The sequence below is a fragment of the Pseudomonas cedrina subsp. cedrina genome (genome assembly GCF_001983175.1).
Taxonomy (GTDB): Bacteria; Pseudomonadota; Gammaproteobacteria; order Pseudomonadales; family Pseudomonadaceae; genus Aquipseudomonas; species Aquipseudomonas cedrina.
On sequence record NZ_MNPW01000006.1, the window covers coordinates 227,420 to 241,390 of the forward strand.

The following is a 13,971-nucleotide window of genomic DNA, read 5'->3' on the forward strand; positions in this document are numbered from 1 at the left end:
GAGACCTGTTTGCCATGACGTATCGAATCAACGAATTCCAGTTTAAATTGCCTGCCGGCGAGCTGCAGGACGCGACCATCAACATCCTCAAGTTCCCCGAGCTGGGCACGTCCCTGATCGTCAGCCGCAGCCTGCTCGCCGAGGGCGAAACCCTGCACAGCAACTTCAATGACCAGCTCCAGCGCCTGGAGAAACAGGTGCAGGAGTTGCGCTACCAACCCGGTGTGGACGTGCGTTTGGGCGCGGCGCAGGAAGTGGAAGGCATCGAGTTGCGCAGCCAGTTCAACAAGGGCAATGACAAGGTGTTCCAGTACCAGCTGGCGTTGGTGATACCGGGTACGCGCAAGATGCTTGCGTTGAGTTATGTGAAGGCGGACAAGCTTGGGGATGCCGAGGCGGCGCATTGGGCGTTGATAAAAAATTCGCTGTCGTTTGACGCTATTTCTTGATGAGCTGCTTGTATGTCTGACGCTCTATGGGCTGCCCGGATGGGCGATGCGCTCTCCCACACGTCGATGATGGCCGACATCCTCGGCGGTGTGCTGGAGGTGGCGGCCAATATCGCGATCACGGCGGTGGCGACCGCTGCCGTGGTCGCGGCCACCGGCATTACCGTTGCCACCGGCGGGCTCGGCTGCTTCCTGCTGGGCGCGGTAGTGGGCACGATTGTCGGGCTGGCCATGAGCAAGACCGGGGCGGACAAAGGCCTGACGAAGTTATGCGATAGCTTCAGCAACGCGCTGTTCCCGCCCACGGTGCAGGCCAATATTCTCACCGGTTCCACCGATACCCTGACCAACAACATCCCCGCCGCCCGCGCCGCCGGGGCGATCAGCTCCCATGTCGCGCCGGCCGGCACCGAGCTGGAAGAGCCTGCACCGGCGCCCGAAGCCAGCTATCTGGACATGGCCGAGAGCTTCTTCTCGCAGATGTGGCGTCCGACCGTCGCGACACCGGCGCCCGGTGCCGTGCCCAAGCCGCTGGACCTGGTGGTGTGCATGAAGCACCCGCCGATGCCGCCGCAGTTTCTCGCCGAAGGTTCGGACAAGGTCACGATCAACGGCCAGCCGGCGGTGCGCAGCGGTGATCGCAGCACCTGTGATGCGACGGTGGTTTCGTCCGGGTTGATTTCATCCAACGTGACCGTCGGCGGCGGCTCGGTGGTGGTGCGTGAGATTCGCAGCGGCAAGACGCCGGGCGTCGGGCTGGCGGTGACGGCGTTGTTGATGCTCAAGGGCGGCAAGGGCAAGTTCTTCAGCAAGTTGCCGTGCATGCTGATCGGCGGCGCCACGTCGATGGCCGTCAGCAGTGCGATGGGGGCGATGGCGAATGCTGCCATGGGCTCGTCGAACCCGGTGCATGCAGCGACGGGCGCGAAGATATTGGGCGATGTCGATGAGCTGGATTTCGCGCTGCCCGGCATTTTGCCGATTGACTGGCAACGTTTCTATAACAGCCGCGACGAACGCACCGGCAGTCTGTTTGGCGCGGGTTGGAGCGTGACGTATGAGGTCTGCGTCGAAGTCCGACCTCATCCCGACGGCGGCGAGACGCTGGTCTACACCGACGAGCAAGGGCGCCCTATCGACATGGGCTCGATTCCCCTGGGCGGCGCGGTGTTCAGCGCCGGTGAAGGGCTCGCCGTGCGGCGGCACCTCAATGGGCAGTTGCTGATTGAAAGCGATGATGGCCTGTACCGTTTATTCGAACCCACGCCGACCAATGCATCGTTGTTACGCCTGATGCAACTCGGTGACCGCAACGACAACCGCATCTTTATTGACTATGACGAGGCAGGACGCCTGGTACGGTTGCGCGATACCTTCGACCTGGTGCAGGTTGAGCTGATTCGCGACCGCGAACAGGTGGTCCAGATCGAGCGCCTGTATCCCGATCAGCGCCGCGAAGTACTCGTCAGTTATGGCTACGACGCCGCCGGCAGCCTGGCAGAAGTACGCGATGCCACAGGCCAGGTGCAGCGGCGCTTCAGCTACGACAGCGGTCGGCGTATGGTGGAACATCAGTTGCCGACCGGGTTGCGATGTTTCTATGAGTGGGCTTTGGTTGAAGGCCTGGAATGGAGGGTTGTCCGGCACTGGACCGATGAGGGCGACACTTACCAGTTCGACTATCACTTGAGCGCAGGCCTCACCCGCATTACCGACGGTTTGCAACGCGTCAGCACCCGACACTGGAACACGCAGCACCAGATCATTCGGTACAGCGACAACCTCGGCCAGACCTGGCTGTTCGACTGGAACGACGAGCGCCAATTACTCAGCGCCACCGACCCTCAGGGCGGGCGCTTTGAATACAGCTACGACGAATCCGGCAACCTGATCGGCGAAACCGACCCACTGGGCCGCAGCGATTCGACCTTGTGGCTGGAGCATTGGGCACTGCCGCTGGTAGAGACCGACGCAGCCGACAACAGCTGGCAGTATCGCTACGATCCGCGCGGCAATTGCATCGCCGAAACCGATCCGCTGGGCTACGTCACCCGTTACCGCTATGACGCCCACGGCCAGGTCGTGGAGATCATCGACGCCACCGGCAAAAGCAAGAAGCTGCGCTGGAACCCGTTCGGGCAACTGGTCGAGCATATCGATTGTTCGGGTTACCCGACGCGTTTCAGCTACGACGAGCGCGGTTATCTGCATGTCATCACCGATGCGCTGGGTGAGCGCACACAATTCAGCTACGACGCCCAGGGGCGCTTGCTAAGCACTCAGTTGCCGGATGGCCGTATCGAGCAGTACCAGCGCGACATCAGCGGTCAACTGCTGGGCTATACCGACCCGGCCGGGCACACCACGCTCTACCAGCACAACCGTCGCGGCCAGGTCAGCCAGCGCACCGATGCCCATGGCCGGCAGGTGCAGTTCGGCTACGACAGCTACGGGCGCCTGCAAGCACTGATCAACGAGAACGGTGAGCGCTATCGGTTTGCCTGGGATGCCGCCGACCGCCTGGCCGAGCAGCAGGACCTGGACGGCAGCGCCAAGCGCTACGACTACGACCCGCTGGACAACATCACCACGGTAACGGCCATTGCGGCGCCCTATGGCAACGGCCTGGCGGTAGTCCCCGAGGCACCGCCCGCCCCCATCGTTCATCGACTGGAGCGCGACGCGGTCGGCAGGCTGGTTGCGAAAATCACCGACGATGGCCGCACCGAGTACAGCTACGATGCCGTGGACCAGCTCACGGCGGTGACTTTCACCGACCTGCAAGGCAATGCCCAGGCTCTGGGCTTCGCCTACGACGCTCTCGGCCGGTTGCTCGGCGAACAGAGTGCGGCCGGCACCCTGCAACACCACTACGACGAACTCGGCAACCTGATCCAGACCCAACTGCCCGATGGCCGTTGGCTCAACCGCCTGTACTACGGCAGCGGCCATCTGCATCAGATCAACCTCGACGGCCAGGTGATCAGCGACTTCGAACGCGACCGCCTGCACCGCGAAGTGCTGCGCACCCAGGGCCAGCTCAGCACTCGCAGCGAATACGACCGCAGCGGCCGCCTGCGTTCGCGCCAACGCCGCCTTGCCAGTCAGCCATCGTTGATGCCCGCAGCCGCGCAAAAACAGTTCGAGTACGACCCCGCCGACAACCTGATCGGCAAACTCGACCAACAACCCGCCGCACAACACCGTCAACTGCTGCACTACGACACCACCGGCCGCATCATCGCCAGCCAGGACAGCCTGCACGGCCAGCGCGAAACCTTCGCCTACGACGCCGCCGCCAACCTGCTCGACGGCCCACAGGCGGGCGCAGGGCTGGTGGTGCATAACAAGCTGCTGACGTATCAGGACAAGCGTTATCACTATGACGCGTTTGGACGGATGATTGAAAAGCGCAGTGCCAAGCGGGGTGTGCAGCGGTTTGCGTATGACGCTGAAAGCCGGTTGGTTGAAGTGCGCAATGAGAACGGCAGCGTGGTCAGAATGGCGTATGACCCGCTGGGGCGCCGGATTGAAAAAACCGAGCATGGCAGCGATGGGTATCTGCTGGGGGAAACGCGGTTTACCTGGGATGGGTTGCGCTTGTTGCAGGAGCATAAACATAGCCAGACCAGTCTTTATGTTTACGAAGATGAAGGCTACGAACCTCTGGCGCGGGTCGATGGCACTGGGCCGCTGCAAAAAATTCGTTATTACCACAATGACCTGAACGGCCTGCCGGAACAACTCACCGAAGACGACGGCCACAGCGTCTGGCAGGCGACCTACCGGGTGTGGGGCAATACGCTGGAGGAAGTGCGCGAGCCTTATTACATTGAAGAGCAGAACCTGCGGTTCCAGGGGCAGTATCTGGATCGGGAGACGGGGCTGCATTTCAATACGTTCAGGTTTTATGATCCGGATGTTGGACGGTTTACTACTCCGGACCCCATCGGGCTAGCCGGGGGTCACAACTTCTATCAATATGGACCGAACCCGGTCTCATGGATCGACCCTTGGGGATGGGCCAGCTCAAATCCCGGGGTCTATGACGTATCGTACGAAGCACACATCAACAAAGAAATCTGGCGCTCAAAGGACTCCGTACATTTCGCCGAATCCAACAGACAACTACATTACGCAATGAAGAACGATCCCGCATTGCAAGCTACTGTCGAAGCAAAACACCCAGGCATCTCAAAATGGGTTGCGCCGAAGAAAAATGGCAAGTTCAGAACAACAGCAATGAAAGGCTCGACCTGGCATCACCACCCTGTAGTAGGTGGCAATTTGCAGTTGGTCAGTCACGAGGACCATAAAAACCGTCACGGCGATTACCACCCGAAAGGCCGTAACGGAAAACGAGTAGGCGGCAGAAAAACCTGGGGTGGCGGGTCATCTTGTAGAAAATGAGGAGTCACTGATGAAAAAGATGCAAGGCATCACTAACCTGTTCAGCACCGTCAACTCCCATACCGATAACGACTGGGTCTATACCAACTTGGATAAATGGGAAGAAGAACCAAGGAATGCAATTTTCTACCTCATTTCCGAGGAGGAAATTGACGATCTCGAGGAAGACGATAAAACAGTCGAGAATTCTGCCGGCGAGCTTATCCCCAAGTCCCTGGGAAAAGAAAACGTCGAAACCTGGTTGGATGTGCAAACTCTACAAGCCATATTTGAAGTCATTCAAAAGAAGGTTAATGCGCCAGATAATGATATTTTGATCCGAGCAATCAATCACTATCGGGAATACGACGACTTCATGGAAGGCTGATTCCTATCCAACAAAAATGGGCACCCAACCCAGTCGGCGTGCCCATTCTTCCTACCTCCCCGCCCCCTTCGAGGCGGTAACGCCATCACGCGTTAACAGTATCCTTCAGCGATTTACCCGGCTTGAACGCAACGGTATTGCTCGCCTTGATCTTCACCGGCTCACCGGTTTGCGGGTTCTTGCCGGTGCGGGCGCCGCGATGGCGCTGCAGGAAGGTGCCGAAGCCTACGAGGGTGACGCTGTCCTTGCGGTGCAGGGCGCCGGTGATTTCTTCGAGAACGGCGTTGAGCACGCGGTTGGCCTGCTCTTTGGTGAGATCCGCTTTTTCAGCGATGGCGGCTGCGAGTTCTGGTTTACGCATAAGTGAAGCCTCTTTGACGGTTTTTTGTTGTTATGTCCGTGCCGCTCTCTGACGGAGCGGCGCCCAAAGCGCCGCAGGCTCTACTCTGCGGCAGACGGGAGTGAGGATGGCATGCCGCCGAACGCCGCGCCAGTCTCGCGGCGACCTTTCTAGGGGGAAAAATGTGCTTATTGCGACAGAACGGCCAGTATTTACGCCAACAACGGCGGAAGTTCCTTATTGAGCGCCAGTTTTTCCATCACGGCGCTGCCGGTCAATGCATAACCCAGCAAGCGGCCGCTGCTGTCGCGGCACAGGGCTTTAATGTCGGCGCCCTCGCCCTCAACGCTCCAAACCCCTTCGGTGCCGCGTGGCGGGGGCGAAACCACCAGCGGGCAGACCGGCGTCTTGACGGTCACCGGCATGGGGCCGTAGCTGACGGCGGTGGCGTTGCCGGCCAGGGTCTGGGCCAGGGCGCGGGCGCAGGTCATCAGGGGCATGACGTATAGCAGGTTCAAGCCGTCGACCTCAGCGCAGTCGCCCAAGGCATAGATGTTGGCGTGGGAGGTCTTGAGGTGGCGGTCCACCATGATCCCACGATTGGTCTGCAGACCGGCGGCGGCGGCCAGGTCGACACGCGGGCGCAGGCCGATGGCCGAGACCACCAGGTCGCAGGGGATCACTTCACCGTCCGACAGATGGGCTTCCAGGCCGTCCGCCGTGCGCTGCAGGCGATTGAGCACCGGGCCCAAGTGGAAGCGCGCGCCGAGGCCTTCCAATCCGGCCTGTACCGCGGCGGCGGCGGCCGGGTGCAGCAGGGTCGGCATGACTTGCTCGCACGGCGCCACCAGGTCGATCTCGTAGCAGCCAAGGATCAGGTCGTTGGCAAATTCACAGCCGATCAACCCGGCACCGAGCAACAGCACACGGCGCTTGCCCGCGGCAGCGGCACGAAAGCGCGCGTAGTCTTCAAGGTCGTTGATCGGAAAAATCAGCTCAGCCGCATCGCCTTCAACCGGTACACGCACGGTTTCCGCGCCCCAGGCCAGAATCAGGTCGCGGTAGGCCACGGCTTCCTCGCCGATCCACAGGCGTTTGTGGCCGGGGTCGATGCCGCTGACACGGGTGTGGGTAAGCACTTGGGCCTTGAGTTGCTCGGCCATGGCGCCAGGTTCGGCCATGCTCAGGCCATCGGCTTCCTTGTTCTTGCCGAAACCGGTGGAGAGCATGGGCTTGGAGTAGGAGCGCCCGTCATCCGCGGTGATCAGCAGCAACGGGGTCTCGCTGTCGAGCTTGCGAAACTCGCGGGCCACGTTGTAGCCGGCCAGTCCTGTGCCGATGATCACGACAGGTGCGTTCATTCCTTTCTCCTTGTAGTACGTGTCTGAAAACCGAAAATCAGCCGATTTCGATCATTTCGAAATCCATTTTGCCCACGCCGCAGTCAGGGCACAGCCAGTCTTCCGGAACATCCTGCCACAGGGTGCCCGGCGCGATTCCGTCATCCGGCCAGCCGTCTTTCTCGTCATAGATCAGGCCGCAGACTACACATTGCCACTTCTTCATTACTTGCTTCCTCAGGTTTCCAGGCGTCTTGGCCGACGGTCGATAGACCCGCGTTGCCGTACGGCTCAGGGCGTTTTGTACTGATCAGGGCCGGCAGATGCAAGCATGATCGACGCAAACAGTCGGTTCGGCCCGGCAAAAACCCGGAACGCCATGGTAAGCTCGCCGCCTCTTTTGCTGCCAATACTGACCCGCCGTGCCGCACTCAATCGTCCTTCCCGATGCTTGCCAATGGCTGCCCCAGAGCCTTCTGACCCCTGCGCCTGCGCCCTTGACCCTCAACTGGCTGTTCAACGAAGACTCGCTGACGCGACGGCTGACGTGGCTGTCCAACGATGGCTTCAGCGTAACGCCGTTGTTCGAGGGCTGGCAGCCGTTGCGCGATGATGAATGCGCCGCTCTGGCCTTGGCGCCGGCCAGTATCGGCTGGGTGCGCGAGGTGTATTTGCGTGGGCACGGCCAGCCCTGGGTGTTCGCCCGCAGTGTAGCGGCGCGCAGTGCCTTGCAGGGCGACGGCTTGCACATGGATGAATTGGGCAGCCGCTCGCTGGGCGAGTTGCTGTTCTGCGACCAGGCGTTCACCCGCCAGGCCATCGAGGTGTGCCATTACCCACGACAATGGTTGCCCCCGGCCAATCAGGTCGACGGCCTGTGGGCCCGCCGCTCACGTTTCGATCGCGGCCCCCTGAGCGTGCTGGTCGCGGAGATCTTTTTGCCAAGCTTTTGGCACGCGCTGCACGCTCACCCGGAGAACTGCTGATGTACCAGCGTTTGCTCAAATCCCTGAACCGCCTGAACCCCAGGGCCTGGGATTTCATTCAATTGACCCGCATGGACAAACCCATCGGCATCTACCTGCTGCTGTGGCCGACGTTGTGGGCGCTGTGGATCGCGGGCAAAGGCTCGCCCTCCTTGATCAATATCGCGGTGTTCGTGCTGGGCGTGGTGCTGACCCGCGCCGGTGGGTGCGTGATCAATGACTGGGCCGATCGCAAGGTCGACGGCCATGTGAAGCGTACCGAACAGCGTCCGTTGGTGAGCGGCAAGATCAGTTCGAAAGAGGCGCTGGTGTTTTTTTCGGTGCTGATGGGGATCAGTTTCCTGCTGGTGCTGCTGACCAATGCCACCACCATCCTCCTGTCCCTCGGCGGTTTGGCCCTGGCGGCGAGCTATCCGTTCATGAAGCGCTACACCTATTACCCGCAGGTGGTGCTGGGGGCGGCGTTTTCGTGGGGCATGCCGATGGCATTTACCGCCGAAACCGGCAGCCTGCCCGCAGCCGCATGGCTGTTGTATATCGCCAACCTGCTGTGGACGGTGGGCTACGACACGTATTACGCGATGACTGACCGTGACGATGATGTGAAGATTGGGGTGAAATCCACCGCCATTCTGTTTGGCGATGCCGACCGGGTGATCATTCTCACCCTGCAAGGCCTGGCGCTGGTGTGCCTGTTATTGGCTGGTGCGCGGTTCGAGCTGGGAGGGTGGTTTCACCTGGGATTGCTGGCGGCGGCGGGTTGTTTTGCCTGGGAGTTCTGGTACACCCGAGACAGGGACCGCATGAAGTGCTTCAAGGCGTTTTTGCACAACCACTGGGCCGGGTTGGCGATATTTGTGGGGATTGTGGTGGATTACGCGTTGCGCTAGGCACCGTTTTTTGTGGTGGTTGGGCCGACGCCTTCGCGAGCAAGCCCGCTCCCACATTCGAACGCATTTCAAGGCTGAAACCTGGTCGAATGTGGGAGCGGGCTTGCTCGCGAAGGTCTCAAAGCCGCCGCTTAGTCAGGGCTTGATCACATGCCACGCGCCACCCTTGCCATCACCGGTCTTGTCGCCAGCCTTCTTATCATCCTTGTAGGTATAGACCGGCTTACCGCCATAGGCCCATTGGCTGGTCTGGTCATCGCGGGTGATGACCGTCCACTTGCCCGTCGACGTGTCGGTGGACTCAGCCTTCAGCGGCGGCCAGTTGGTCGCGCACTGGTCCCTGCACACTGACTTGCCGTCGGCGTCCTTGTCGAAGGTGTAGAGGGTCATGCCCTTGTGGTCCACCAGCATCCCGTCTTTAGTCATCGCCGGCTCCGCCGCGAACGCCAGGCCTGGCAGCGTCAACGCCGCCATTACCAGCAGGGCTTTCCAGGAAATCGAGCTGTAAGTCATCGGAACCTTCCTTTTGTGGTTGTCAGGATTCGGACCCCTAGCGTAGTCCAGAGAGGCGCAGAATGCTCTAGCGACTAAATTACTGTCACACGACTGCAATAATTCCGTTATCTAATGCGGCGCAAGACAGTTAAATGACAAGAGGATTCAGGCAATGGTTGGCAGGAGCATTCTGATTGTTGACGACGAAGCGCCCATCCGCGAGATGATCGCCGTTGCGTTGGAAATGGCCGGCTATGACTGCCTGGAGGCGGAGAACTCCCAGCAGGCCCATGCCATCATTGTCGACCGCAAGCCGGACCTGATCCTGCTGGACTGGATGCTGCCCGGCACCTCCGGCATCGAGCTGGCCCGCCGCCTCAAGCGTGACGAGCTGACCGGAGATATCCCGATCATCATGCTCACCGCCAAGGGCGAAGAGGACAACAAGATCCAGGGCCTGGAAGTCGGTGCCGACGACTACATCACCAAACCTTTTTCCCCACGGGAACTGGTCGCTCGTCTGAAGGCTGTACTGCGCCGCGCCGGTCCGACCGATGGCGAAGCACCCATCGAAGTCGGCGGCCTGCTGCTGGACCCGATCAGCCACCGCGTGACCATCGACGGCACACCCGCCGAGATGGGCCCTACCGAATATCGCTTGCTGCAATTTTTCATGACCCACCAGGAACGCGCCTACACCCGTGGCCAGCTGCTCGACCAGGTGTGGGGCGGCAACGTGTACGTGGAAGAGCGTACCGTGGACGTGCATATCCGCCGCCTGCGCAAAGCCTTGGGCGAGGCCTATGAGAATCTGGTACAAACCGTGCGCGGCACCGGTTATCGGTTTTCAACCAAAGGCTGAGCCAGCCGATTTGTGCACGTAAGCGCCTGACTTAACAGCTGACAAGGACGCATGTTCAAGTGAATCAAAACTGGCACGGCACCCTGATCCGCCACATGCTTTTGCTGATCACCGGCTGCCTGTTGGTGGGCCTGGTCAGCGGTTATTACGGCTGGAGCCTGGCGGTCGGCATTGGCTTGTACCTGGGCTGGACCCTCAAGCAATTGCTGCGCCTGCATGAATGGCTGCGCCAACACAAACCCGACGAAGCGCCGCCCGACGGCTACGGCCTGTGGGGCGAAGTGTTCGACAGCATCTACCATCTGCAACGCCGCGACCAACGGGTGCGCGGACGCCTGCAAGCGGTGATCGACCGGGTGCAGGAGTCCACCGCCGCGCTCAAGGACGCGGTGATCATGCTCGACAGCGACGGCAACCTGGAATGGTGGAACCGCGCCGCCGAGACCCTGCTGGGCCTCAAGACGCCTCAGGACAGCGGTCAACCGGTGACCAACCTGGTGCGCCACCCGCGCTTCAAGGAGTACTTCGAGCAGGATAACTACGAAGAAGCCTTGGAAATCCCCTCGCCCACCAATGACCGCGTGCGCATCCAGTTGTACCTGACGCGCTACGGCAACAACGAACACTTGATGCTGGTGCGCGACGTCACCCGCATCCACCAGTTGGAACAGATGCGTAAAGATTTCGTCGCCAACGTCTCCCATGAACTGCGCACACCACTGACGGTGATCTGCGGTTACCTGGAAACGCTGCTGGATAACGTCGACGAGATCAACCCGCGCTGGAGCCGCGCCCTGCAGCAGATGCAGCAACAAGGTTCACGCATGCAAACGCTGCTCAACGACCTGCTGCTGCTGGCCAAGCTGGAAGCGACCGATTACCCGTCGGACAACCATCCGGTGGCCGTGCAGAGCCTGCTGCAGACCATCAAGAACGATGCCCAGGCATTGTCCGGCCAGCGCGAGCAACAGATCAGCCTGGAAGCCGACCCGGCCGTACTGCTCAAAGGCAGCGAAGGTGAGTTGCGCAGTGCGTTTTCCAACCTGGTGTTCAACGCCGTGAAATACACCCAGGACAAAGGCAATATCCGCATCCGCTGGTGGGCCGACGAACAGGGCGCACACTTGAGCGTGCAGGATTCCGGCATCGGCATCGATGCCAAGCACCTGCCACGCCTGACCGAACGGTTCTACCGCGTAGATTCCAGCCGCAACTCCAACACCGGCGGCACCGGGCTGGGCCTGGCGATCGTCAAGCATGTGCTGTTGCGCCACCGTGCACGGTTGGAAATCAGCAGCGTGCTGGGGCATGGCAGTACGTTTACCTGCCATTTTCCCGCGACGCAGGTGAGCCGTTCGCGACTCGTCGAGAAGGACGAATAAATCGCAGAGACGACGCTTTGATGTGGGAGCTGGCTTGCCTGCGATAGCGCCAGCACAGCCACTACAGATGTCGCCTGACACGACGCCATCGCAGGCAAGCCAGCTCCCACACCGGTTCTGTGACACCACAATCAGCTCCCCGCCCGGCAGCAGGCACTAGGCAAGCGCCCCGTCAGCCGCTACATTGGCCGACTTGCGCCTGCCTTCCAGGCCCACCCGTCCCCTTTATTGAACACACGGAACCTGCAAAACCCCATCATGGACCCTTCCCCTGGTATCACCCTCGCTACGCTCTTTGCCGACTTCGGCATGATCCTTTTTGCACTGGTCCTGGTACTGCTCAACGGTTTCTTCGTTGCGGCGGAATTTGCCATGGTCAAACTGCGCTCGACGCGGGTCGAGGCCATCGCCCACACCAATGGCTGGCGCGGGCAGATCCTGCGGACCGTACACAGCCAGCTCGACGCCTACCTGTCGGCCTGCCAGTTGGGTATTACCCTGGCTTCCCTGGGCCTGGGCTGGGTCGGTGAACCGGCGTTTGCACATATCCTCGAGCCGCTGCTGGGCGCGATGGGCGTCGAATCGCCGGAAGTGATCAAGGGCGTGTCGTTCTTTGCCGCCTTCTTCGTGATCTCCTACCTGCACATCGTGGTCGGTGAGCTGGCACCCAAATCCTGGGCCATTCGCAAACCCGAGCTGCTGTCGCTGTGGACGGCGGTACCGCTGTACCTGTTCTACTGGGCCATGTATCCGGCGATCTACCTGCTCAATGCCAGCGCCAACGCTATCCTGCGCATCGCCGGCCAAGGCGAGCCTGGCCCGCATCACGAGCACCATTACAGCCGCGAAGAGCTCAAGCTGATCCTGCACTCCAGCCGTGGCCAGGACCCCAGCGACCAGGGCATGCGCGTACTGGCCTCTGCCGTGGAAATGGGCGAGCTGGAAGTAGTGGACTGGGCCAATTCCCGGGAAGACCTGGTCACCCTGGATTTCAACGCCCCGCTCAAGGAAATCCTCGCGCTGTTCCGCCGCCATAAATTCAGCCGTTACCCGGTGTATGACGCGGTGCGTAACGAGTTCGTGGGCCTGTTGCACATCAAGGACCTGTTGCTGGAGCTGGCGGCCCTGGACCACATTCCCGAGTCGTTCAACCTGGCCGAATTGACCCGCCCGTTGGAGCGCGTGTCGCGGCATATGCCGTTGTCGCAGTTGCTGGAACAGTTCCGTAAAGGCGGCGCGCACTTCGCCCTGGTAGAAGAAGCCGACGGCAAGATCATCGGCTACCTCACCATGGAAGACGTGCTGGAAGTGCTGGTGGGTGATATCCAGGACGAACACCGCAAGGCCGAGCGCGGCATCCTGGCCTATCAGCCGGGCAAGCTGCTGGTGCGTGGCGATACGCCGCTGTTCAAGGTCGAGCGCCTGCTGGGCGTCGACCTGGACCACATCGAGGCCGAAACCCTGGCCGGGCTGATCTACGACACTCTCAAGCGGGTGCCGGAAGAGGAAGAAGTGCTGGAGGTCGAAGGCTTGCGCATCATCATCAAGAAGATGAAAGGGCCGAAGATCGTGCTGGCCAAGGTCCTGCTGCTGGACTGACCGTCAATTGCCCAATGCAAAATTGGGCAATGTGCCGACCGGCTGGTTGAACTCGTAAGGGATCGACACCAGCCCGGCCTCGGTGCTCTGCTGCACCACAAAGTGCAGGTGCGGCCCGCTGCTGTTGCCGGTATTGCCCGACAACGCCAGCGGGCTTCCCATCGCCACGCGCTGCCCTGCCCGGACACTCACCGAACCTTGCTTGAGGTGCAGGTACACACCCTCGGTGCCGTCGTCATGACGCACCCTGACGAAATTCCCCGACGCATCATTGCCCCGCCCGACCTGTGCATTTTCGGTCCTGACCACCACACCGCTGCGTGCCGCAATGATCGGCGTGCCTTCGGGCATGGCAATGTCCATGGCGTAGCGGCTCTTGGCGTCGGTATGGCTGAAACTGCCGTTGGGGCCTTGGCTCAGGCGGAACGGCCCACCACGCCAGGGCAAGGGATAACGGTAGGCTTGCTGCGGGTAACGGCGTTCAGGCACCAGGCGCACTGCAGGCTTGACCCGCTCGGCACGGCGTTCCTGGATCACAAACGCCTGGGCACCGGGGGTTTGCCGGTCGCTGAAAAACACCACGCCATTGGCATCGGTGGATTTGTAGAGGGTCATGGCCTGGGTCGACATGGCGACCGTGGCCAGCCCGCAGCACAGCAAAAAGCGCATGAGCATGGCGTGATCCTGCCGGGACGACTGAGCGGCAGGTTAGCAAGGGATCATGACAACTTTGTATAGAGCGCTGATATCAACTGTGGGAGCTGGCTTGCCTGCGATGACAGGGTGTCACGCACAGATCATGTATCTGGCACACCGCTATCGCGGCATAGGTATCTACACAACTTTGTAGT

The 13,971-nt window shown here is 60.9% G+C and carries 13 protein-coding genes; 8 read left to right on the forward strand and 5 right to left on the reverse strand.

The window, feature by feature from the left end; translation table 11 throughout:
• Positions 1–14: 14 nt before the first annotated feature.
• The 3 genes from BLL36_RS14375 to BLL36_RS14385 are packed head-to-tail and all read left to right on the forward strand — an operon-like array spanning position 15 to position 5,226.
• Positions 15–449: a DcrB-related protein gene (locus BLL36_RS14375; protein ID WP_076952071.1), complete on the forward strand. Its 435-nt coding sequence runs from the start codon at positions 15–17 to the stop codon at positions 447–449.
• Positions 450–461: 12 nt separating this feature from the next.
• Positions 462–4,859 carry an RHS repeat-associated core domain-containing protein gene (locus tag BLL36_RS14380; protein ID WP_130925929.1) on the forward strand — a complete coding sequence of 1,466 codons (4,398 nt, stop codon included), beginning with the start codon at positions 462–464 and terminating at the stop codon, positions 4,857–4,859.
• A 10-nt stretch (positions 4,860–4,869) separates the two neighbouring features.
• Entirely contained in the window at positions 4,870–5,226 is a 357-nt protein-coding gene (locus BLL36_RS14385) for a DUF7716 domain-containing protein (RefSeq protein ID WP_076952072.1), read from the forward strand.
• 85 nt (positions 5,227–5,311) lie between these two features.
• Here BLL36_RS14385 and BLL36_RS14390 read toward each other — a convergent pair whose 3' ends face one another.
• From BLL36_RS14390 to BLL36_RS14400, 3 genes are all read right to left on the reverse strand, one after another.
• Positions 5,312–5,587, reverse strand: coding sequence for an HU family DNA-binding protein (locus tag BLL36_RS14390; RefSeq protein WP_003176958.1), 276 nt, complete (start codon positions 5,585–5,587; stop codon positions 5,312–5,314).
• Between the two features lie 191 nt (positions 5,588–5,778).
• Positions 5,779–6,927: an NAD(P)/FAD-dependent oxidoreductase gene (locus BLL36_RS14395; RefSeq protein WP_076952073.1), complete on the reverse strand. Its 1,149-nt coding sequence runs from the start codon at positions 6,925–6,927 to the stop codon at positions 5,779–5,781.
• Between the two features lie 37 nt (positions 6,928–6,964).
• Positions 6,965–7,132 (reverse strand): rubredoxin, encoded by a 168-nt coding sequence (locus BLL36_RS14400; RefSeq protein ID WP_003213373.1) that lies wholly within the window; start codon positions 7,130–7,132, stop codon positions 6,965–6,967.
• A 196-nt stretch (positions 7,133–7,328) separates the two neighbouring features.
• Here BLL36_RS14400 and BLL36_RS14405 point away from each other — a divergent pair, with 196 nt between their 5' ends.
• On the forward strand, positions 7,329–7,892 hold the full coding sequence (locus tag BLL36_RS14405) for a chorismate--pyruvate lyase family protein (RefSeq protein ID WP_076952074.1): 564 nt from the start codon (positions 7,329–7,331) through the stop codon (positions 7,890–7,892).
• On the forward strand, positions 7,892–8,782 hold the full coding sequence (ubiA, locus tag BLL36_RS14410) for a 4-hydroxybenzoate octaprenyltransferase (RefSeq protein WP_076952075.1): 891 nt from the start codon (positions 7,892–7,894) through the stop codon (positions 8,780–8,782). The genes BLL36_RS14405 and ubiA overlap by 1 nt, the downstream gene beginning before the upstream one ends.
• A 135-nt stretch (positions 8,783–8,917) precedes the next feature.
• Here ubiA and BLL36_RS14415 read toward each other — a convergent pair whose 3' ends face one another.
• Positions 8,918–9,295 (reverse strand): COG4315 family predicted lipoprotein, encoded by a 378-nt coding sequence (locus tag BLL36_RS14415; RefSeq protein WP_076952076.1) that lies wholly within the window; start codon positions 9,293–9,295, stop codon positions 8,918–8,920.
• A 154-nt stretch (positions 9,296–9,449) separates the two neighbouring features.
• On the opposite strand from BLL36_RS14415, the gene phoB reads away from it, so the two are divergent.
• The 3 genes from phoB to BLL36_RS14430 all read left to right on the forward strand — a co-directional run bounded on the left by phoB (position 9,450) and on the right by BLL36_RS14430 (position 13,120).
• On the forward strand, positions 9,450–10,139 hold the full coding sequence (gene phoB / locus BLL36_RS14420; RefSeq protein ID WP_010207570.1) for a phosphate regulon transcriptional regulator PhoB: 690 nt from the start codon (positions 9,450–9,452) through the stop codon (positions 10,137–10,139).
• Between the two features lie 95 nt (positions 10,140–10,234).
• Positions 10,235–11,521 (forward strand): phosphate regulon sensor histidine kinase PhoR, encoded by a 1,287-nt coding sequence (phoR, locus tag BLL36_RS14425; RefSeq protein WP_231999013.1) that lies wholly within the window; start codon positions 10,235–10,237, stop codon positions 11,519–11,521.
• A 258-nt stretch (positions 11,522–11,779) separates the two neighbouring features.
• Entirely contained in the window at positions 11,780–13,120 is a 1,341-nt protein-coding gene (locus BLL36_RS14430) for a hemolysin family protein (RefSeq protein WP_076952078.1), read from the forward strand.
• Positions 13,121–13,123: 3 nt separating this feature from the next.
• On the opposite strand, the gene BLL36_RS14435 is transcribed toward BLL36_RS14430, so the two are convergent.
• A complete protein-coding gene (locus BLL36_RS14435; RefSeq protein WP_076952079.1) occupies positions 13,124–13,795 on the reverse strand; it encodes a peptidoglycan DD-metalloendopeptidase family protein in 672 nt (223 codons plus the stop codon).
• Positions 13,796–13,971 lie beyond the last annotated feature (176 nt).